The organism is Paraburkholderia sp. BCC1884, assembly GCF_900996225.1.
Taxonomy (GTDB): Bacteria; Pseudomonadota; Gammaproteobacteria; order Burkholderiales; family Burkholderiaceae; genus Paraburkholderia.
On sequence record NZ_CAAJGL010000090.1, the window covers coordinates 378960 to 398141 of the forward strand.

A 19182-nucleotide genomic window follows, 5' to 3' on the forward strand; every position below is an offset into this window, starting at 1 on the left:
GGCGATAGAAACCAGGAGGGAAGGGCGACGTAATAGGGTCCTAGCGAGGTCCGTTTGCCGGGTAAAGTCTCACCTTTAAAACCTAGCGAGATTTTTCGATTTTTCTTTTTCTACAACACGTTAATTGTTTACGGCAAAACGTTGTGTACCAAAAAAGTTGGTCAATTTTGTCGTTTGTGGTGATTGGGCTTTAACTCTGGCGCCGCCCGCCTAGCCAGCCGTTTGATTGCGGTCGTCAGCGACCTGCCGATCGACGAAATCAGCCCAAAGCTGTCCGTCGAGCGCACTGACCCCGGTCTCCCGCCGTTGCGCCAATTGACGCAAATGTGCCGATGCCGTGCGCCGAAAATCATGCAGGACGAAATGCTCCACTTCGAGTCCAAGCGCCTTCACGGCCTGATTCAGCGTGCTTTTGGCGATCGGCCGATCGTCGCCTCTGACGCTCGGGAATACGAATTGTCGACTCACTCTTGCCTGATGAAGCTCGCGCAGCATCGCCACAGCCTGGTGCGGTAGATGGACCAATTGATCCCGATCTTTCTTCAGGCGAGCGGCGGGTATCGTCCACAGCGCGCGATCCAGGTTGAATTCGCGCCACGTCGACTCAATGAGGTCCGACTTGCGCACCATCGTCAGCACCAGCAGATGCAGCGCCAGTTTGAGCGGCCGGCGGATGCTCGATGCGTCGATTGCACGGAGCATGGTGCCGATCTCATCGCCCGTGAGCACGCGGTTGCGGCTGTCGAAAGTGGCGATGGAGCGCGCGGGCACGACCGCGGCCGGGTTGCGGGTGGCGAGCTGCCGGGCCATCAGATACTCGTAAAGGCGCTTGATCACGTTGCGCGTATGCAGCGCCATTTTCGGCGAGCCACGGCTTTTGATTCGCTCGCATATCTCGACGACGTGGTCGGAGGTGACCGCCTCGATCTTCATATCGCCGATGGCGGGCAAGACATCTTTGTCCAGCGCGCGACGCGTGGTGCGACGGTATTCGTCCGATTTGCCGGCCATCGCCGTCGCAAGATAAAGCTCGGCGGCTTCGCGTAGCACGTCCGCCTTGCTTTGCGCGCCGCGATCGCGCCGCGCCGTGGAGGCCGGCGAGAGCCCTTGAGCGACCAGCTCGGCGTATTTTTGCGCTTTCGCCCGCGCGACGCGTAGCGAGATCATCCGGTAATCGCCGATCGTGGCGAGGGGCTGGCGCCTGCCGTTCAGCGAATAGCGGAAACGCCAGACCTTGGTGCCGGTCGTCATGACTTCGATGACGAGGCCATTGCCGTCGGCGACGCTGTAACGAGTGGCGCGCGGTTCGAGCGCGCGGATTTGGCTTTCGGTGAGAGGGACGGCTAGGCGGGGCATGCTCGGATCGCTAATGGGCTGATAGCGATGATTTTAGACGCTTCGAGCTTTGTGTACCAAAGATATGTCGGTTTTTTGGTCAACGATTGGGGTCTGAGGGATAAGCGAAGCAACTCAAAATTGACGATCTAACCTATATTTAAGGGCCAAAATCGTGACAGCACATGCGATATCACTTGCCGATGCAGAACCTGCTGAAAATCACTCCGAGCAGGTCGTCCGAGCTGAATTCGCCGGTGATCGAATTCAATTGGTCCTGCGCCAGACGCAACTCCTCGGCGAATAGATCAAGCGCCTGCGAGTTCTGATCGGCGTGCGCGGCCGCCGTCGCCAGATGCTCCTGGGCGGCGCGCAGCGCAATCAGATGGCGCTCGCGCGCGAGGTAGACGCTCTCCGCGCCCGCTTGCCAGCCGGCGATTCGAAGCAGCTCGGCGCGCAACAGCGCGACACCGTCACCCTGTTTGGCCGAGAGCCGCACTTCGCTGAGGTCGCGGTCGGCATCGAGCGCTTGTGTCGTCGGCGGCAGGCCGGTCAGATCTGTCTTGTTGAGCACGCGCACGACCGGCACACCGCCCGGAAAGCGTGCGGCGATCGCGTGGTCTTCGGCGGTCATGCCGGTACGGGCATCGAGCAGATGCAGCACCACGTCCGCACGCTCGATTTCACCCCACGTGCGCGCGATGCCGATCTTTTCCACTTCGTCGTCCGTATCGCGCAGGCCGGCGGTGTCGATCACATGCAGCGGAATGCCCTCGATCTGGATGGTTTGCGCGACCTTGTCCCGTGTGGTGCCGGCGATCGGCGTGACGATAGCCAGCTCGGCGCCCGCCAGCGCGTTCAGCAGCGACGATTTGCCGACGTTCGGCTGTCCGGCCAGCACCACCGAGAGTCCTTCGCGCAGCAATGCGCCCTGCCGCGCTTCGCTCAACACATGCGCGAGGCGCTCGCGAATTCGTGTGAGCTTGCCGCGGGCGTCGGCGGCTTCGAGGAAGTCGATCTCTTCCTCGGGGAAGTCGAGCGTTGCTTCAACCAACATCCGCAGCGTAATGACGTCCTCGACTAGCGCGTGAATGTCGCGCGAGAACGCACCGTCGAGCGAGCGGCCCGCCGAACGCGCGGCGGCTTCTGTGCTCGCTTCGATCAGATCGGCGACGGCCTCGGCTTGCGCCAGATCGAGCTTGTCGTTGAGAAACGCGCGACGGGTGAATTCTCCGGGCTCGGCAAGGCGCAGACCGAACGCGCGACCGGCGTCGATGCAACGCTGCAGCACGAGTTGCAGCACGACCGGGCCGCCATGGCCTTGCAGTTCGAGCACGTGCTCACCGGTGTAGGAATGCGGCGCCGGGAAGTACAGGGCGATACCGCGGTCGAGTGCGTTGCCGGTGTCATCGAGAAACGGGACGTAGCTTGCGTGACGCGGAGCCAGCGAATGGCCGGTGAGAACCTGTATCAGCGGTTGCGCTGCAGCCTCTCCCGCGCGACCGAACGAAATCCGCACGACGCCGATGCCTCCCCGGCCTGGCGCAGTGGCAATGGCGACGATCGGATCGGAATCGGTGGTGAGCATGGGAGGGCGTGGTCAGAGGAGATTCGAAATGCCCGGTTGGGTGGGCGTGGGCATTGTAACGTGGGCATTCCACCGAACCCGCCGCGGTCGAGATCCTTGGCCTCGGCAAGATTTCATAAGATGAATTGAGATTTATCTTAAATGGGCTAAGATGAGCTTGGCGTCAACTGAGACAGATCGACGCGTCCGTTGGCTTGAAACCCACGTCACAGCGAGAAAAAACGACTTTCTGTAAAATCGTCCAATGCGTTATTTGATGGTCATTTCAGGCTAAAAGTAGCCTATATGAGTTCAATTGTAGCTTAAGTGGTTGTCCACTGATTATGCGCCGAATTGCACAATCGGGCCCATGCCAACCTCCAAAGAAAAAGCTGCCTTCGCCAAACGGTTGAAGGACTCACTCCCCAAGGACGTCAAGGGCGGGACCGACTTGGCCAGGGAATTCGACAAACGCTACAAGAACGGGCCGCCCGTTTCGCCGCAGACGGCGCACAAGTGGTACACGGGTACGACGATTCCCAAGCCCGACAAATTGCAGACGCTGGCCGACTGGTTGCAGATCGATGTGCACTGGCTGCACTACGGTCCCGCGCCATCGGGCAAGCTCAAGCCGCTCGCGAAAGGTGAGAAATATCCGCCTTCGCCGGAGACGATCGAACTGGCGTCGCGGCTCGAAGGTTTGTCGGCTCGCCAGCGCAATCTGGTCGAGGAAATGATCACCGAGTTCTACGGCGGCGCGGAGGAGGGCTAGACGAGAACGCAGCGCCAATGAAAAAAGCCGCCCGGTTTGCACCGGGCGGCTTTTTTGCGGCGTGATCCGAGTTTGGCGACCCGCGGCGGGCTTAACCGCCGCCCGCCTCAGCCGCCACCACGATCTCAGGCCGCTTTCACTTTCGACTTACCCATCATCCGCGTGATGTAGTACTGCTGGGCGATCGACAGTACGTTGTTCACGACGTAGTACAGCACCAGACCGGCCGGGAAGAAGAAGAACATGACCGAGAACGCGATCGGCATGAACATCATCATCTTGGCTTGAACCGGGTCCGGCGGCGTCGGGTTCAGCCTGGTCTGCAGGAACATCGAGACGGCCATCAGCACCGGCAGGATGAAGAACGGATCCTGTTGCGACAGATCGTGAATCCAGAGAATCCACGGCGCGCCGCGCATTTCCACCGACGACAGCAATACCCAGTACAGCGAGATGAACACCGGAATCTGAATCACGACCGGCAGACAGCCGCCGAACGGATTGACCTTCTCGGTCTTGTACAACTCCATCAGCGCCGAGTTCATCTTCTGCGGATCGCCCTTGAAGCGTTCGCGCAGCGCTTGCATACGCGGCGTGATCGCCTTCATGCGCGCCATCGACTTGTAGCTCGCAGCCGACAGCGGGAAGAACACGGCCTTGATCAGCAGCGTGAGCAGCACGATCGACCAGCCCCAGTTGCCGACATAGCTGTGGATCTTCTCGAGCAGCCAGAACAACGGCTTCGCGATGATCGTGACCCAGCCATAGTCCTTCACCAGCTCCAGACCCGGCGCGATGCCTTCGAGCATGCGCTCTTCTTCCGGACCGGCGAACAGGCGCGCGGAGACATCGACTGTCTGGCCCGGGGCAATCGTCGCCACCGGTTCCTTCACGCCGACGCGGTACAGCGCCGGATCGATCTTCTCGACGTAGATGTCGCGCTTCGCACCCTGCTGCGGAATCCAGGCCGACGCGAAGTAATGCTGGACCATCGCCACCCAGCCGTTGTCGGCCGAGGTCGCGTAATCCTGCTTGTTCTTGTCGATGTCGCTGAACGTCATCTTCTGGAAGTGATGCTGGTCGGTGTAGACAGCCGGCCCGATGAACGTGTGCGAGAAGCGCGGCGTTTCCACCGGCTGATCGTCACGCACCAGTTCCATGTAGACCGACGGCGTCACCGGCGTGCTGCCGACGTTCTGGATCTTCGTGTCGACGCCGATCACATAGCTGCCACGCGTGAACGTGTAGGTCTTGATGACCTTCACGCCACCCTTCACCGGCGACTCGAAGCTGAGCTGGAACGACTTTTCGTCGCCCGTCAGATCGTGCGGCTGATTCGGCAGCGGCGTGTAGATGTCGTTGTGATTCGGGAAATCGCCGCCGAGCAGACCCGTGCGCGCCAGATACGTGTGGCTCGCGGTGCGGTCGAACAGCGTGATGACCAGATCCGGCTGCTTGCCGTCGCCCTTGTTGACGAGCGACAGCTTCGACAGCGTGCCGCCGCGGGTGTCGATCTCGCCGCTATAGACGTCGGTGCTGAACTTGATCAGTTGCGATTGAGCGGCCGCCGGCGCGTTGCCCGGAGCAGCTGCGTTCGTCGCCGGCAAATCGGCGGGCTGGGTTCCCGGCGTCGTGGTTCCCGGTGCGGCGCTACCGACCGTTTTGGTCGGGTTGGCGCTCGGGAAGAACATCGACGGGCGTCCGTGGTCGCGTTGCCAGTTGTCGAACAGCATGACCGCTGACATGAAAAAGATGACCCATAGGACGGTGCGTTTGATATCCATGCGTTGTCTCAGTGTCGATGGAACGGCGCGTCAGCGCTTTTCAGAAGTGGGAGGCGGGACGAGATCGATGCCGCCCGCGGAAAACGGGTGGCAACGGCAAATACGCCTGGCGGCGAGATAAGTCCCGCGCGCGGCGCCATGATACTGGATTGCTTCGCGCGCGTAATCAGAGCAGGAAGGGTAAAAACGGCACCGGTTGCCGAGCATTGGGCTGACGGCAACCTTGTAGAAGCGCAATAAAGCGATGAGTACCGTTTGCATGGCTGGTGCGGCCGGACGGCGCCGCGCAACGTGGAGTACCGGGCGACGCCCGTGCAGCCAAGCTGCGACGCGGGCAGTCACTTGAGCGTCATTCCGTCTTGGGCGCTTCCGCGGGCGGCGCCTCGCGACGGACGATTTCGCGCGCTGCCTTGTCGAGCAACGCCTCGATTTCGCTGCGGCACAGCGCCTTTAACGGCGGCGACGATGCGCTCGGCAAAGCTTTCTTGTCGAAGCGCGTGTGCAGACGCAGCAGCACATCCCAACCGCCGAATTCCGCGCGACGCAGCCGGAAGGCCTCGCGTGCGAGTCGACGTACCAGATTACGCGTGGCCGCGCGCGGCGCATACTTCTTGCCGATCACGAGCCCCAGGCGAGCGTCGTTGCCGGTGGGCCGACCGTACACCACGAAGTGTGGAGTGCGGCGCCACGGGCGCAAACGAAAAACGGATGAAAATTCATCCGTTTTCAGTAGCCTTGCGGCTTTAGGGAAGGCGGCTTGCGCTCGCAACGGAACCGAGCCCAGTTGCGGCGCCCCTGCCGCTCCCCCGTCACCGCGGGCTTCGCCTGTTGACACAGACAGAGCGTGCAATCCGCTGGCCTGCCTTAGATGGCGAGACGCTTGCGGCCCTTCGCGCGACGTGCGTTGATGACCTTGCGGCCACCTGCAGTCTTCATGCGAACGCGGAAGCCGTGGGTACGCTTGCGACGGGTAACGGAAGGTTGGTAAGTACGTTTCATGTTGCTCTCACTTGATCGAAAAATAACCGCGCGATCATCGCTGAAAGCGCAATGGCCGGTGGTTTACTGAATTGGTTTTCGCGGAACCCGCTATTTAAACCCGTTTTCCGTTGGCCGTCAATAGTTTAGCCTGGTTCGGCCATGCGCCGGGCCGGCTTCGCCAGATGATCCGTCCCTGTGGATAACTCCCTTGCGGGTAGCATTTGGCGTTAGAATCTCGCCTTACTTCCCAAAAATCCTGCACGCCGCTCCGGCTCGCTTGCCCCGCAAACCCTTGTGGCACAAGCGCCTGGAGCCGTTACGCCTGGCTGCTCAGGGCCTTGTTGCGCGCACGCGACAGGGGCAGCGGCGACCGCCGTGCACACCATAACGACAGCAACTCGATGAACGATTTCTGGCAACACTGTTCCGCATTGCTGGAGCGTGAGCTTACGCCCCAGCAGTACGTGACGTGGATCAAACCGTTGGCCCCGGTCGCCTTCGACGCCGCTGCGAACACGCTTAGCATCGCCGCGCCGAACCGCTTCAAGCTCGACTGGGTCAAGAGCCAGTTCTCCGGCCGCATCGCGGACATGGCCCGCGATTTCTGGCAAGCACCGGTCGACGTGCAATTCGTGCTGGATCCGAAAGCCGGGATGCGCGCGCCGCAGGCTACGTCTTCGCCGGCGCCGGTTCGTCACACTTCGTCCGCACCGATGGGCGGCAATCCCGGCGGCGGCGCTGCGGTCGACGCGGCCGTCGGTGCTGTGCAAGCGGCGCACGCCGCGCGCGCTGGCGGGCTGAACGCCGCCGCGCAGCAACATGCGAACGCGCGCGCGGCATCGGCCGCCGCCGACGACGCAGCCGACCTCGATCTACCCAGCCTCGACGCGAACGAAGCGGCCGCCGCACGCCGCACGTGGCGTCCGGGGCAGAGCGCGAGTTCGAATGGCAGCGGCGAAAACGACTCGATGTACGAGCGTTCGAAGCTGAACCCGGTCCTGACCTTCGACAACTTCGTGACAGGTAAGGCCAACCAGTTGGCGCGCGCCGCGGCGATTCAGGTCGCGGATAACCCCGGCATCTCGTACAACCCGCTATTCCTGTATGGCGGTGTCGGGCTCGGCAAGACTCACCTGATCCACGCAATCGGCAACCAGCTTCTGATGGACAAGGCCGGCGCGCGGATTCGCTACATCCACGCGGAACAATATGTGTCCGACGTGGTGAAGGCGTACCAGCGCAAGGCGTTCGACGAATTCAAGCGCTACTACCACTCGCTCGACCTGCTGCTGATCGACGATATTCAGTTCTTCTCGGGCAAGTCGCGCACGCAAGAGGAATTCTTCTACGCGTTCGAGGCGCTGGTCGCGAACAAGGCGCAGGTGATCATCACCAGCGACACGTATCCGAAGGAAATTTCGGGGATCGACGACCGCCTGATTTCGCGCTTCGACTCGGGACTGACCGTGGCGATCGAGCCACCCGAGCTGGAAATGCGCGTCGCGATTCTGATGCGCAAGGCGCAATCGGAGTTTGTGAGCCTGAGCGAGGACGTCGCGTTCTTCGTGGCCAAGCATCTGCGGTCGAACGTGCGCGAACTCGAAGGCGCACTGCGCAAGATCCTCGCGTACTCGAAGTTCCACGGCCGCGAAATCACGATCGAACTGACCAAAGAAGCGCTGAAAGACCTGCTGACGGTGCAGAACCGCCAGATCTCGGTGGAAAACATCCAGAAGACCGTAGCTGATTTCTACAGCATCAAGGTCGCGGACATGTATTCGAAGAAGCGTCCCGCGAACATTGCGCGGCCGCGACAGATCGCGATGTATCTGGCGAAGGAGTTGACGCAGAAGAGCTTGCCGGAGATCGGCGAGCTGTTCGGCGGGCGCGACCACACCACCGTGCTGCACGCGGTGCGCAAGATTGCCGACGAGCGTAGCAAGGACGCGCAACTGAACCACGAATTGCACGTTCTGGAGCAGACGCTGAAGGGCTAGGCAAGCCGCCTGGAAAAAACGACCTGTTTATTTCCAAACTCGCCCCCATTTTAGTGAGGCGGTTCTGTTTTCAGGCACAATACAGGTTTAACCGCCCGGCGGCCGCGGGCGGAATTCACGCCGTGACGGGCGCTGCGTGGCGCCGGCGGGGAGCCACGGCTGTGTGCGGGAAAGCTTACCTGGCAAGGCGCGCAGGCCGTTATATCAACGAAGGAACTCTATGCAACTGGTCAAGACCGAACGCGATAACCTCCTCAGGCCGCTGCAAACTGTGAGCGGCATCGTCGAACGCCGCCATACGTTGCCGATCCTCGCCAATTTGCTGATTACCAAGAACGGCCCCGACGTGTCGTTCCTGTCCACCGACCTCGAGTTGCAGATCACCACGCGTGCGGATTTTGGCGTGGGCGGCGATTCGGTGGCGACCACGGTGGCAGCAAGAAAGCTCCTCGACATTCTGCGCGCCATGCCCGACGGGCAGGTCACCCTCACGCTGAACGACAAGCGTTTGACCGTGCAATCCGGCAAGAGCCGCTTTGCGCTGCAAACCCTCGCCGCGGACGAGTTTCCCACGGTCGCGCAAGCTAAAGACTACGGCGCGAACCTCGTGGTTCCCCAAAAGACGTTCCGCCAGTTGCTCGGCATGGTCCATTTTTCGATGGCCCAGCAGGACATTCGCTACTACCTGAACGGCATGTTGCTGGTGGTGGACGGCGACCAGTTGATGGCGGTCGCGACCGACGGCCACCGTCTGGCGTTTTCGTCGATGAAGATCGAGGGCACGTTCGCGCGTCAGGAAGTGATCATTCCGCGCAAGACGATTCTGGAATTGCAGCGTCTGCTGGAAGACATCGACGACACGCTGAAGATCGACATCGCGCAAACGCAGGTGAAGTTCACGTTCGGCCAGGTCGAACTGGTGTCGAAGCTGGTGGAAGGCAAATTCCCCGACTTTCAGCGCGTGATTCCGAAGTCGCACAAGAATCAGTTTTTGATCGGCCGTGAAGAACTGCAGCGCTCGCTGCAACGTGCCGCGATTCTGACGTCGGACAAATTCAAGGGCGTGCGCTGCATCATCGAGCCGGGCCAGCTGAAGATCATGTCGACCAACGCCGATCAGGAAGAGGCGCAGGAAGAACTGGAAATCGCGTACGACGGCGACAGCGTCGATATCGGGTTCAACGTCACGTATCTGCTCGACGTGCTCGCGAACCTGAAGGTCGATATGTTGCAGGTGAGCCTTGGCGACGCCAGCTCCAGCGCGTTGATCACGATTCCCGAGAACGACGAGTTCAAATACGTAGTGATGCCGATGCGCATCTAACGCGTCCAACACCAGGAACACACCAAGGGGCGCAGCGCCCCTTTGGCGTTTTTATGGTGTTTTGAAAAGTCCCGAGCAGCAACCTTGCAGTAACGCAGAACCGGAAAAAATCCATGACTGAAACGAACAATACGCAACCCGACAACAGCTACGGCGCCTCGTCCATTCAGATCCTCGAAGGTCTGGAGGCTGTGCGCAAGCGGCCGGGGATGTACATCGGGGATACATCGGATGGCACCGGTTTGCATCACCTCGTGTTCGAGGTGCTCGACAACTCCATCGACGAAGCGTTGGCGGGGCATTGCAACGACATCCAGGTGATCATTCACGCGGATAACTCCATTTCGATCACCGACAACGGCCGTGGTGTGCCGACCGGTCTGAAGATGGACGACAAGCACGATCCGAAGCGCAGCGCCGCTGAAATCGTGATGACCGAGCTGCATGCCGGCGGCAAGTTCGACCAGAACAGCTACAAGGTGTCCGGCGGTTTGCACGGCGTGGGCGTGTCGTGCGTGAACGCGCTGTCGGCGTGGCTGCGCCTCGTGATTCGCCGCGACGGTAAGAAACACTTCATGGAATTCCACCGTGGCGTGCCGCAGAACCGCATCATCGAAGAAATCAACGGCGTGGCCGTGTCGCCGATTCAGGTGACAGGCGACACCGAGAATCGCGGCACCGAAGTGCACTTTCTCGCTGACGAGACGATCTTCGGCAATGTCGAATATCACTACGACATTCTGGCCAAGCGGATTCGCGAACTGTCGTTCCTGAATAACGGCGTGCGGATTCGTTTGACGGATCAGCGCTCGGGTAAGGAAGAAGATTTCGCGTTTGTCGGCGGCGTGAAGGGTTTCGTCGAGTACATCAACAAGAACAAGTCCGTGCTGCACCCGAACATTTTCCACGTAAGCGGAGAGAAAGACGGCATTGCCGTCGAAGTCGCGATGCAGTGGAACGACAGCTACAACGAAAACGTGCTGTGCTTTACCAACAACATTCCGCAGCGCGACGGCGGCTCGCACCTGACCGGGTTGCGGGCGGCGATGACGCGCGTGTTGAACAAGTACATCAACGATCATGACATCGCCAAGAAGGCGAAGGTCGAGACCTCTGGCGATGACATGCGCGAGGGGCTGTCGTGCGTGTTGTCGGTGAAGGTGCCGGAGCCGAAGTTCAGCGCGCAGACGAAGGACAAGCTGGTGTCGTCGGAAGTGCGCGCGCCGGTGGAGGACGTGGTTGCGAAGGCGCTCGAGGAGTTTTTGCTTGAAACGCCGGTCGACGCGAAGATTATCGTCGGGAAGATCGTCGACGCGGCGCGTGCGCGCGATGCGGCTCGGAAAGCGCGGGAAATGACGCGTCGTAAGGGCGTGCTCGACGGCGTCGGTCTGCCCGGGAAGCTCGCCGATTGCCAAGAGAAAGATCCGGCGAAGTCCGAAATTTACATCGTCGAGGGCGACTCGGCAGGTGGGTCGGCGAAGCAGGGCCGTGATCGGAAGTTTCAGGCGATTTTGCCGCTGCGCGGCAAGGTGTTGAACGTCGAGAAAGCGCGCTTCGACAAGCTGATTTCTTCGGAGCAGATCGTCACGCTGATTACGGCGCTGGGTTGCGGGATCGGCAAGGACGACTACAACCTGGAGAAGCTGCGTTATCACCGGATCATCATCATGACCGATGCTGACGTGGACGGCGCGCATATTCGGACGCTGCTGCTGACGTTCTTCTATCGGCAGATGCCGGAGATGATCGAGCGTGGATTTATCTATATCGCGCAGCCGCCGCTGTTCAAGATCAAAGCCGGCAAGGATGAGCGGTATTTGAAGGACGAGTCCGAGGTCAACGCTCATATTTTGAAGTTGGCATTGCAGGGCTCGGAGCTGTTGCCGGCTGAAGGCGCTGCGCCGATCACGGGCGATGCCTTGGGTGAGTTGGCTCGTGCGTACCTGCTGGCGCAGGCGGTGGTGAATCGGTTGAGCCGGTTGTACGACGCTGGCGCGCTCGAGGCGGTGATGGACGGCGTGGTGATGGATCTGTCCAGCGAGGAAGCGGCCGAGGCTTCGGCTCGGGCCATGGAAGCGAAGTTGCGCGACGAACCGTTGAAGCCCGAAGTTCGGGTGACGACGATGTACGACGAGGTGCGTGAGTTGCGCTCGCTACGCGTCGCGCGGTCGCATCACGGGAATCAGAAGATTTTCGTTCTGGATGAAGAGTTTCAGCTGACGGCGGATTATCGACAGCTTCTTAATACGGCTAATACGTTCAAGGGCTTGATTGGTAGTGGTGCCGTGATCAAGCGTGGTGAGCGCAGTATGGCGGTTAGCGACTTCAAGAGTGCGATGAAGTGGTTGCTGGCGGATGCCGAGCGCAATATTTCGAAGCAGCGGTATAAAGGCTTGGGTGAGATGAACCCTGGGCAGCTCTGGGAAACGACGATGGATCCGACGGTGCGTCGTTTGCTTCGTGTGCAGATCGAGGATGCTATTGCGGCTGATGGTATTTTCACTACGCTCATGGGCGACGATGTGGAGCCGCGGAGAGCGTTTATTGAGTCGAATGCGCTGCGGGCGGGGAATATTGATGTTTGAGGCGAAGGCCGCTGCTGTGCGGTTTAGCTAGGAAATAACTGACTGCTCGAGTGACGTTCGGGCGTATTTAGTCAAAAAGAGCCGGCCGATTGAGGCCGGCTCTTTTTTATTGCGGGACGTACCCGGGGGCTCTGCGATATTGGCCACTGCCTCGAAATCGGCTATGGTTTGAAACAAGACCCGAGCTGGCGCTACGCTACGCCAACATTAAACGCGAGACAGCTATCCTTACGAGACGAACGTGTGACATATTGCCAGTCAAGGAGTTTTTGCCGTCGAATAAAGGCTCGCAAAAAACCAAGCCTAACACGCAGGTTCTCAACGTCTTAGAGGGACTATGAAAAGGTTTCTGATTCTAAACGGCGACAAGACGACGGCCGACGGCGTCGTCCAGGCGGCGCCCACTTCCATTCAACTAAGCGAAAAAGACGTTGCCCACGAAGGAGATCCGGTTACATGCCCGGCGTGCAATACGACAGGGAAAATCCAGTGCGACGGCCCTCGGCAGATCATGACTGCGCCGGACGGCAGGCACGCTGCCTTAAGTGATGACCTGTGCATTTGTGGCTGTCATCCGCCGCCTCGTCTCGTAGCGTCACAGCAGATGATGTCAACTGAAGCCTGATCCGATGGCGGGTAGCGCGTTCAAAACCGGTCGAATTAGTCCGCCATTTTTACCTGTATTATTAAAATCAGCATCGCAGAAGGAACAAATTCCGATTTGACAATTGTTTCCGCTCAACCGGTTGCTGTAAACATCTGATCTTTTGTATTATCGCGCGATGGCGCAGGGGCGCGGTTTGTAAAAGAGAGGCGGTATGGGGGCGCAGGACTTAATCGCGGCAATAAAAGGCGGCGTGTCACAGAGCGACCGGCTGCTGAAACTCGATTCATCATTGGGCACGAATGTCCTTCTGCCGCGGCGGTTAGTGGGCTATTCGCGGATGGGCCGTGATTACGGATTCACACTCGATTGTGTTTCCACCAGCGAGAATATTGAACTCAAAACGCTGATAGCCCAGTCCGTCACGCTGTGGATCCAGCAAACCGACTCGTCGTACGCGCCGCACCACGGTTATGTCCATACTGCCCGCCGGCTCGGCTCCGATGGCGCGATTACCAGTTATCAGCTCGGTTTTGTGTCGTGGATGCATTTTCTGCGATTCAGAAAAGATGCGCGTATCTGGCAGGATAAAGCAGCCGATGAAATCCTGACGGATTTATTCAATATGCATCCGCAGGCGCAAGGTGCATTTCGCTTTAATCTGAAAAATCCGCTACCGCAGCGTTCATTCTGCGTGCAATACGAGGATGACTGGCATTTCTGTCACCGGTTGATGGAGTCGGAAGGGCTGTTCGGCTATTTCGAACAGGCCGCCGACGGGAAATCCCATACGCTGGTGGTGACTGACGATATGGGCAGTCTGCAGCCCGCGTCGCCGCAGACGGTGGACTTCTACCGCTCGGGCACCAACAGCGAAACCGACGCGTTCGTACAGTGGAGCGGCACGCGCACACTGCAGAGCACGACCCTCACCACCCGCACGTTCGACTACAAGTCACCGTCCACAGCCGCGAACCCGAAGGGGACAAGCATTCCGACGCTGGGCACCCAGGGCAACCTGCCGCAGCAGGCCGAAGTCTACGAGTACACCGGCGCCTACACGTACGGACAGCAGAATCGGGGCGACCAGTTGGCGAAAGTGCGCATGGAGGAATGGGAGTCGCGTGCGAAGCGTTTCCATGGTGTGGGCGCGGTGCGCCGTATCGATGCCGGGCGCTGGTTCGAACTGGATAACCATCCGGAGCACGATACGGGAAGCGCCCAGGAGCGGCAGTTCGCGGTGATCGCGGTCGACTGGGTAATCGAGAACAACCTGCCGGTGTCGAGTGGCACGACGGACTTCCCGCATAGCCTGAACCGGGCGGTCGCGCAGGCTCGCGCGCAACATGCGAACGATCCGGCGCTGGTCATGAAGTCGGCCGACGGCAGCGAAGGGTTCTTCATGGCCACCGTCGAAGCGCAACGCAGGATGATCCCGTTCCGCAGTCCGCTCGAGCATCACAAGCCCGAGATGCACATGCAGACGGCGACGGTGGTTGGCCCGGCGAACGAAGAGGTCTTCACTGACTCACTGAACCGCATCAAGGTGCAGATGCACTGGGATCGCCTGAACCCTGGCGACGAGAATGCGTCGTGCTGGATGCGTGTGTCCCAGTCGAATGCAGGCGGCGGCCACGGCGGCGTGCACGTACCGCGCATCGGTGAGGAAGTGATCGTGTCGTTCCTCGATGGCGATTGCGACAAACCGATTGTCACCGGCCGCGTCTATAACGGCGCGAAGACACCGGACTGGCACTCGAACGGCATCCTGTCGGGCTACAGGTCGAAGGAATATCAGGGCAGCGGCTACAACCAGATGGTGATGGACGACGCGACCGGCCAGAACCGGATGCAGCTGTTCAGTACAAGCGCGAACTCCCAGCTGCATCTCGGCTATCTGATCGCCCAGACCGGCAACACACGGGGCGCCTATCTGGGCAGCGGCTTCGACCTGAAGTCGGATGCGTATGGCGCAGTGCGGGCGGCCCAGGGTCTGTACGTCTCGACGCATCCGACGGGCGGGACATCGGCCCAGCCACTCGACGCACGCGACGCCACTGGCCAGTTGGTCAATTCCGAAAGCGTGATCGAGTCGCTCGGGCAGGCGAGCGAACTGCATCAGGCGGAAAGCCTCAAGGATGGCTACGACTCGCTGAAGTCCTTTACCGATGCGACGCAGAACAGTGTGTCGGGCGCGACAGGCAGCGGCGGCAATACGGCAGGCGGGGGCACCGGAACCGCGAACGCGTTCAAGGAACCGATCATGCTGTTCGCGACGCCGGCAGGCCTCGCCATGTCAACGCAAAAGTCGGCGCACATTGCGGCAAACGAACACGTCAATCTGGTCAGTGGCCAGAGCACGCACATCGCCACGGGCAAATCGCTACTGGCGAGCGTCGGCGAGAAGATCAGCCTGTTCGTGCAGAACGCGGGCATGAAACTGTTCGCGGCCAAGGGCAAAGTCGAGATCCAGGCACAGTCGGGCAACGTCGAAATCACCGCTCAGAAGACGCTGAAGCTGCTATCGGCGACCGAGAAAATCGAGGTTGCGGCCAAACAGGACATTCTCTTGACGAGTGGCGGCGCGTACATTCGTCTGAAAGACGGAAACATCGAAATTCACGCGCCGGGAAAAATCGATATCAAGGGCAGCGCTCATTCTTTTGCGGGTCCCACCAGCCTCTCCAGCAAACCGCCGGCACTCCCCACCGGCGAAGGTCCGTACAACGAGCAGTTCAAGATTCACGACACGCACACAGGGGAGCCCAGTCCCTACGTGCGTTATCGCATCGAGACTGCGGAAGGAAAAGTGTTCGAGGGGATGACCGATGAGCAGGGACTCACCTCGCGCATCATGACCAGCACGCCAAGTGCCCTGAAGGTTTTCCTGGACACCTGATTCCGGCCAAGGAGTATGCGCATCTCTCAGAGATGCGCTGAATGCTCCGCCCATTCAAGCAGACCGACATCCATGAACGCTCCGAGCACAAGTCACGCGCCAGACGGCAATGGCACCACTAACACGACGCCCGACAGTCTCGTGCACGTGCCGCACGATCCGGCTCCTATGCTCTACTTCCGTCCTGAGACGGGTGAATTCATTCTCGTGCCGGCGGAAGACGTCAGTGGTCTACAAAGCGAATGCAATCTGTTACATGACCGCGTCGACAAATTTCACAAGGCGAATGAGAAGCTCGATGTGGTGCTGAAATCCTATGCCGAAGATGTGCAGAACCACATGTCCGATCCGCGTGCCGGCGAAGCGCACAAGTCCGCCGTTGACGATGCGCTCAAAGAGCGCGAGGCCGCGCACAAGGCGCTGAAAAAAGAATTGGAACCGCTCAGCAAGCTCGATAGCAAGGACCTCACCATGGTCGAGTTGATCCCCATCCATATCGATGGCGACGGCAAGAAGAGCGTGAAGTTTGCAAAGTACAAGCTGCACTATGTGCGTTCGAACAAGATCAAGCCGGGCTGGCATAAATTCGGTCCGGCTGCGTTCGAAGACATGAAGGGCCGTAAGGAGGAAAAGGAGACCGGTTCAAAAAGTTTTATCAAAACGAATGCGCAAGGCAAGCACAAGATCGATGTCGATAAGCTGAAGGAAGGCGTGCTGATCAATCGCGAAAGCAAGATCAAATCGCAGTTGTATGAAAAGACCAAGGTCTCCTCGGAGATCGTCGAGAAGCATGTAACAGGGACGCTTTTCGCGTGGGCGGAAGAGTGGAATAAGGATCTCAGTTACAGCGCCGGCGCAGAAGAGCCCGTCGAACGCGGCGAGAGCGGCGAAGCCGGGAAGAACGATAAGGAGAAGCCCCGGCAGACTGCCTTCAGCAACAACGTCAGCATCGAGGCTAAAGCTCAGTTGATGCGCTACCTGGCGGGAGCGGGGCTGGATACCGAATGGCAGCCGCAAAAAGGCCACGTGGCCATCAAAGCATCGGCGCAGGCCGAATTTGCTATCGCCGAGGGAAAGGTCTCGGGCGCGTTCTATTATCCGGACATTGCCGGCTGGATGTGGAGCCTGGACGGCGACGATGGCAAGACTTATCCACTCGGCGCAGTTCGATTCAAGGGCGAACTCGGGTTGTCGGGGATGGTGGGTGCGAGCATGGTCGCGCAGCTTGGCGTCGTGGTCGACTACCGCGACGAGAAGCGCAAAGACCTGGGTCTGTACGGCGCAGCAGTCGATAACCCCGCGACGAAGCAACGCGAGATCAAGGTAGGCGGCAAGCCGGTCGATCCAAGTGCGAATGCCGACCTCGACGTGTTTGCCGGCGCGCGCGCGGACCTGTCGCTTGAAGGTGCTCTGGAATGGATGGAGCCGGCAAAGACAGGACCCAGCGGCAAATACAAAGCGTTCGCCAAGGTCGGAGACACGGTCACCGCGATGGCGGGTGCCGGACTCACCTGCATGCTCGACGTGAGCTATGCGGCGGGTCGTTTCAGAATCAAGGCGAAAGCGGGTTTATGCCTCGGCGTGGGCGCAAAGGGTGACATCGAAGTGTCGGTCGACGCTTTGCGCATTGCCGAGTTTGTGAAATGGTTTTTCTATCAGCTCTATCACGCGAACTTCCAGCGCTTGAAGTTCATCAGCAGGGAAGCATTCGACGCTTACACGCATATCCAGGTGATGGTCATTCAAGGAATAAAAGATCTGAGTTCGACAGTCGGTGAAGAACTGGTTGATATTCAGACCTTGTATGCGGATTTGGTGGTCGCATACGAACAGGAGGCGGCGCGCGTCCAGTTGATGAACCGCGTGCTAGGTAATCCCTGGATGCTTCAATACGCGACGCCCGAAGCCAAGGGCATTATGATTTATCAACTCACTCGCCATTGGGTCATGACCGATGGCGTCGACCCCGCCAATCACACTTTTGGTCGCTACTACGGTCGTCGCAAAGACGCGGTCAAGCAGATCCTTCAGTGGTCCCACACCAGGCACGATCTCGACAACGTGGTCCAGCACATGGACGCCCGCGGGCAAAAAGGCGATCTGGCTAAAAATCGCCAATACATCAGAGAGTTTCTTCAGATGTCGGTGACGGGCGCTTCGGCACCGGATGCGCAGGAGATGGACGACTACTACGACAACCTGACCGCTATGATCAAGACGGAGCCGACTGCCGGTTACGCGGTCGCGCAGGTCGACTCTCACGACTACGGCTTCCAGATGGCAGCGGGAACCCACCCGTTCTATCAAAACATGCCGGAAGTCCGGGTGGTGTGACGCAGCGAAGCGGCTATCGCGGTTGAGTACTTTGCAACGCGCAGCGGAATGTATAGGTGGTGAAGGTTGACGGCACTGTCTTCCCGCCGGTCTCCGAGATCAAATGGCCGGCCGGGGCCGCTCCGTAACGATACATGGTCATTGCGGTTTCGTCGTTGCCGCCTTCGGCTCCTCGAATGACCCTGGTTGTACCCGAGGCGGGGCCTTGAGGATTTTTTGTTGGTGACTTCGCGTAGTAATCGGCGCCAAACCAATCGCTTACCCAGTCGCGACCATCGAATCCCATATCGAATAGTCCAATTGGGTTGGCCGGATACTTGCCTACCGGGTACAGATACATCTGGACGATGCCGACGTCCGGAGCAAGTTTGTCTGCAATCGTATCGGCGCCAGGGAAGTTGCGATCGGGCTCGTATTTGCCGTTGTCAGTGGCAAAGGCGACCGGTTTGCCGCCTGAGCGGGCGGCGTATTCCCATTGCGCTTCGGTGGGCAGGTCGATGGGCAAGTTGCTCTCTTTCCCCAACCATTGGCAATAGTCTTTCGCCATCTGCCAGGGTACACCGACGGGATGGGTTGGAACTCGGTACGAGCGCGGAACTTTGTCCTGTGGCCATGAGGGGTTTCCTGTCGCAGCGGTGTAAATGTCAAAGTCTGCGTAGGTCACCTTGTACTTGCTAATTGAGTAACTATCGAGCGTTACTGAATGGGCCGGTTTGTTCTCGTGTTGTGACGTATAGGGTTGCTTGTCGGGGGATACATCGGAACCGAAATCGCCCATCGTGAATGTCCCACCCTTCACGAAAACCATATCGGCCAACGATTTTTTAACCAAGGTTTTGACTTCTGGAGATTGACCGGCCTGGCTGCATGCAGGAAGGCAAAAAGCGAGTGCGACCAGTGGGATCGATCCGATGATGGAGGATTTCGTCAAATACAAACGCATGCGGTAAATCTCCAGATTGATGGCAAATTGATTATAAGTTCGATTGCGCAATTCCCG

The 19182-nt window shown here is 59.4% G+C and carries 14 protein-coding genes; 7 read left to right on the forward strand and 7 right to left on the reverse strand.

Annotated features, from left to right (window positions below):
• Positions 1-210: 210 nt before the first annotated feature.
• Complete coding sequence (locus tag FQ705_RS20550) at positions 211-1356, reverse strand: tyrosine-type recombinase/integrase (protein ID WP_144143889.1); 1146 nt, start codon at positions 1354-1356, stop codon at positions 211-213.
• Positions 1357-1528: 172 nt separating this feature from the next.
• Positions 1529-2923, reverse strand: coding sequence for a tRNA uridine-5-carboxymethylaminomethyl(34) synthesis GTPase MnmE (mnmE, locus tag FQ705_RS20555; RefSeq protein WP_144143890.1), 1395 nt, complete (start codon positions 2921-2923; stop codon positions 1529-1531).
• Between the two features lie 349 nt (positions 2924-3272).
• Here mnmE and FQ705_RS20560 point away from each other — a divergent pair, with 349 nt between their 5' ends.
• A complete protein-coding gene (locus tag FQ705_RS20560) occupies positions 3273-3674 on the forward strand; it encodes an XRE family transcriptional regulator (protein ID WP_144143891.1) in 402 nt (133 codons plus the stop codon).
• Positions 3675-3799: 125 nt separating this feature from the next.
• On the opposite strand, the gene yidC is transcribed toward FQ705_RS20560, so the two are convergent.
• The 4 genes from yidC to rpmH form a co-directional block, all read right to left on the reverse strand.
• Positions 3800-5458: a membrane protein insertase YidC gene (gene yidC, locus FQ705_RS20565; RefSeq protein WP_144143892.1), complete on the reverse strand. Its 1659-nt coding sequence runs from the start codon at positions 5456-5458 to the stop codon at positions 3800-3802.
• 30 nt (positions 5459-5488) lie between these two features.
• Positions 5489-5719 carry a membrane protein insertion efficiency factor YidD gene (gene yidD, locus FQ705_RS20570; RefSeq protein WP_007180115.1) on the reverse strand — a complete coding sequence of 77 codons (231 nt, stop codon included), beginning with the start codon at positions 5717-5719 and terminating at the stop codon, positions 5489-5491.
• A gap of 88 nt (positions 5720-5807) precedes the next feature.
• On the reverse strand, positions 5808-6293 hold the full coding sequence (rnpA, locus tag FQ705_RS20575) for a ribonuclease P protein component (RefSeq protein WP_144143893.1): 486 nt from the start codon (positions 6291-6293) through the stop codon (positions 5808-5810).
• A gap of 29 nt (positions 6294-6322) precedes the next feature.
• Entirely contained in the window at positions 6323-6457 is a 135-nt protein-coding gene (gene rpmH / locus FQ705_RS20580) for a 50S ribosomal protein L34 (RefSeq protein ID WP_004198824.1), read from the reverse strand.
• 383 nt (positions 6458-6840) lie between these two features.
• On the opposite strand from rpmH, the gene dnaA reads away from it, so the two are divergent.
• The 6 genes from dnaA to FQ705_RS20620 all read left to right on the forward strand — a co-directional run bounded on the left by dnaA (position 6841) and on the right by FQ705_RS20620 (position 18182).
• Positions 6841-8436: a chromosomal replication initiator protein DnaA gene (gene dnaA, locus FQ705_RS20590; protein ID WP_222105664.1), complete on the forward strand. Its 1596-nt coding sequence runs from the start codon at positions 6841-6843 to the stop codon at positions 8434-8436.
• Between the two features lie 220 nt (positions 8437-8656).
• Entirely contained in the window at positions 8657-9760 is a 1104-nt protein-coding gene (dnaN, locus tag FQ705_RS20595; RefSeq protein ID WP_035554206.1) for a DNA polymerase III subunit beta, read from the forward strand.
• Between the two features lie 113 nt (positions 9761-9873).
• Positions 9874-12345, forward strand: coding sequence for a DNA topoisomerase (ATP-hydrolyzing) subunit B (gyrB, locus tag FQ705_RS20605; RefSeq protein WP_144143895.1), 2472 nt, complete (start codon positions 9874-9876; stop codon positions 12343-12345).
• A gap of 337 nt (positions 12346-12682) precedes the next feature.
• Positions 12683-12970, forward strand: coding sequence for a PAAR domain-containing protein (locus tag FQ705_RS20610; RefSeq protein ID WP_144143896.1), 288 nt, complete (start codon positions 12683-12685; stop codon positions 12968-12970).
• A gap of 193 nt (positions 12971-13163) precedes the next feature.
• Positions 13164-15848, forward strand: a complete 2685-nt coding sequence (locus FQ705_RS20615) for a type VI secretion system Vgr family protein (protein WP_144143897.1) — start codon at positions 13164-13166, stop codon at positions 15846-15848.
• 72 nt (positions 15849-15920) lie between these two features.
• Complete coding sequence (locus FQ705_RS20620) at positions 15921-18182, forward strand: hypothetical protein (RefSeq protein WP_144143898.1); 2262 nt, start codon at positions 15921-15923, stop codon at positions 18180-18182.
• A 13-nt stretch (positions 18183-18195) separates the two neighbouring features.
• On the opposite strand, the gene FQ705_RS20625 is transcribed toward FQ705_RS20620, so the two are convergent.
• Positions 18196-19176: a formylglycine-generating enzyme family protein gene (locus FQ705_RS20625; RefSeq protein ID WP_186307929.1), complete on the reverse strand. Its 981-nt coding sequence runs from the start codon at positions 19174-19176 to the stop codon at positions 18196-18198.
• Positions 19177-19182 lie beyond the last annotated feature (6 nt).

Excerpts from the sequence above, each read along its gene's own strand:
- yidC (WP_144143892.1), bottom strand. The coding sequence starts at position 5,458 with ATGGATATCAAACGCACCGTCCTATGGGTCATCTTTTTCATGTCAGCG.
- rpmH (WP_004198824.1), bottom strand. The coding sequence starts at position 6,457 with ATGAAACGTACTTACCAACCTTCCGTTACCCGTCGCAAGCGTACCCAC.
- mnmE (WP_144143890.1), bottom strand. The coding sequence starts at position 2,923 with ATGCTCACCACCGATTCCGATCCGATCGTCGCCATTGCCACTGCGCCA.
- FQ705_RS20620 (WP_144143898.1), top strand. The coding sequence starts at position 15,921 with ATGAACGCTCCGAGCACAAGTCACGCGCCAGACGGCAATGGCACCACT.
- dnaA (WP_222105664.1), top strand. The coding sequence starts at position 6,841 with ATGAACGATTTCTGGCAACACTGTTCCGCATTGCTGGAGCGTGAGCTT.
- FQ705_RS20615 (WP_144143897.1), top strand. The coding sequence starts at position 13,164 with ATGGGGGCGCAGGACTTAATCGCGGCAATAAAAGGCGGCGTGTCACAG.
- FQ705_RS20550 (WP_144143889.1), bottom strand. The coding sequence starts at position 1,356 with ATGCCCCGCCTAGCCGTCCCTCTCACCGAAAGCCAAATCCGCGCGCTC.
- FQ705_RS20560 (WP_144143891.1), top strand. The coding sequence starts at position 3,273 with ATGCCAACCTCCAAAGAAAAAGCTGCCTTCGCCAAACGGTTGAAGGAC.
- FQ705_RS20610 (WP_144143896.1), top strand. The coding sequence starts at position 12,683 with ATGAAAAGGTTTCTGATTCTAAACGGCGACAAGACGACGGCCGACGGC.
- gyrB (WP_144143895.1), top strand. The coding sequence starts at position 9,874 with ATGACTGAAACGAACAATACGCAACCCGACAACAGCTACGGCGCCTCG.
- dnaN (WP_035554206.1), top strand. The coding sequence starts at position 8,657 with ATGCAACTGGTCAAGACCGAACGCGATAACCTCCTCAGGCCGCTGCAA.
- yidD (WP_007180115.1), bottom strand. The coding sequence starts at position 5,719 with ATGCAAACGGTACTCATCGCTTTATTGCGCTTCTACAAGGTTGCCGTC.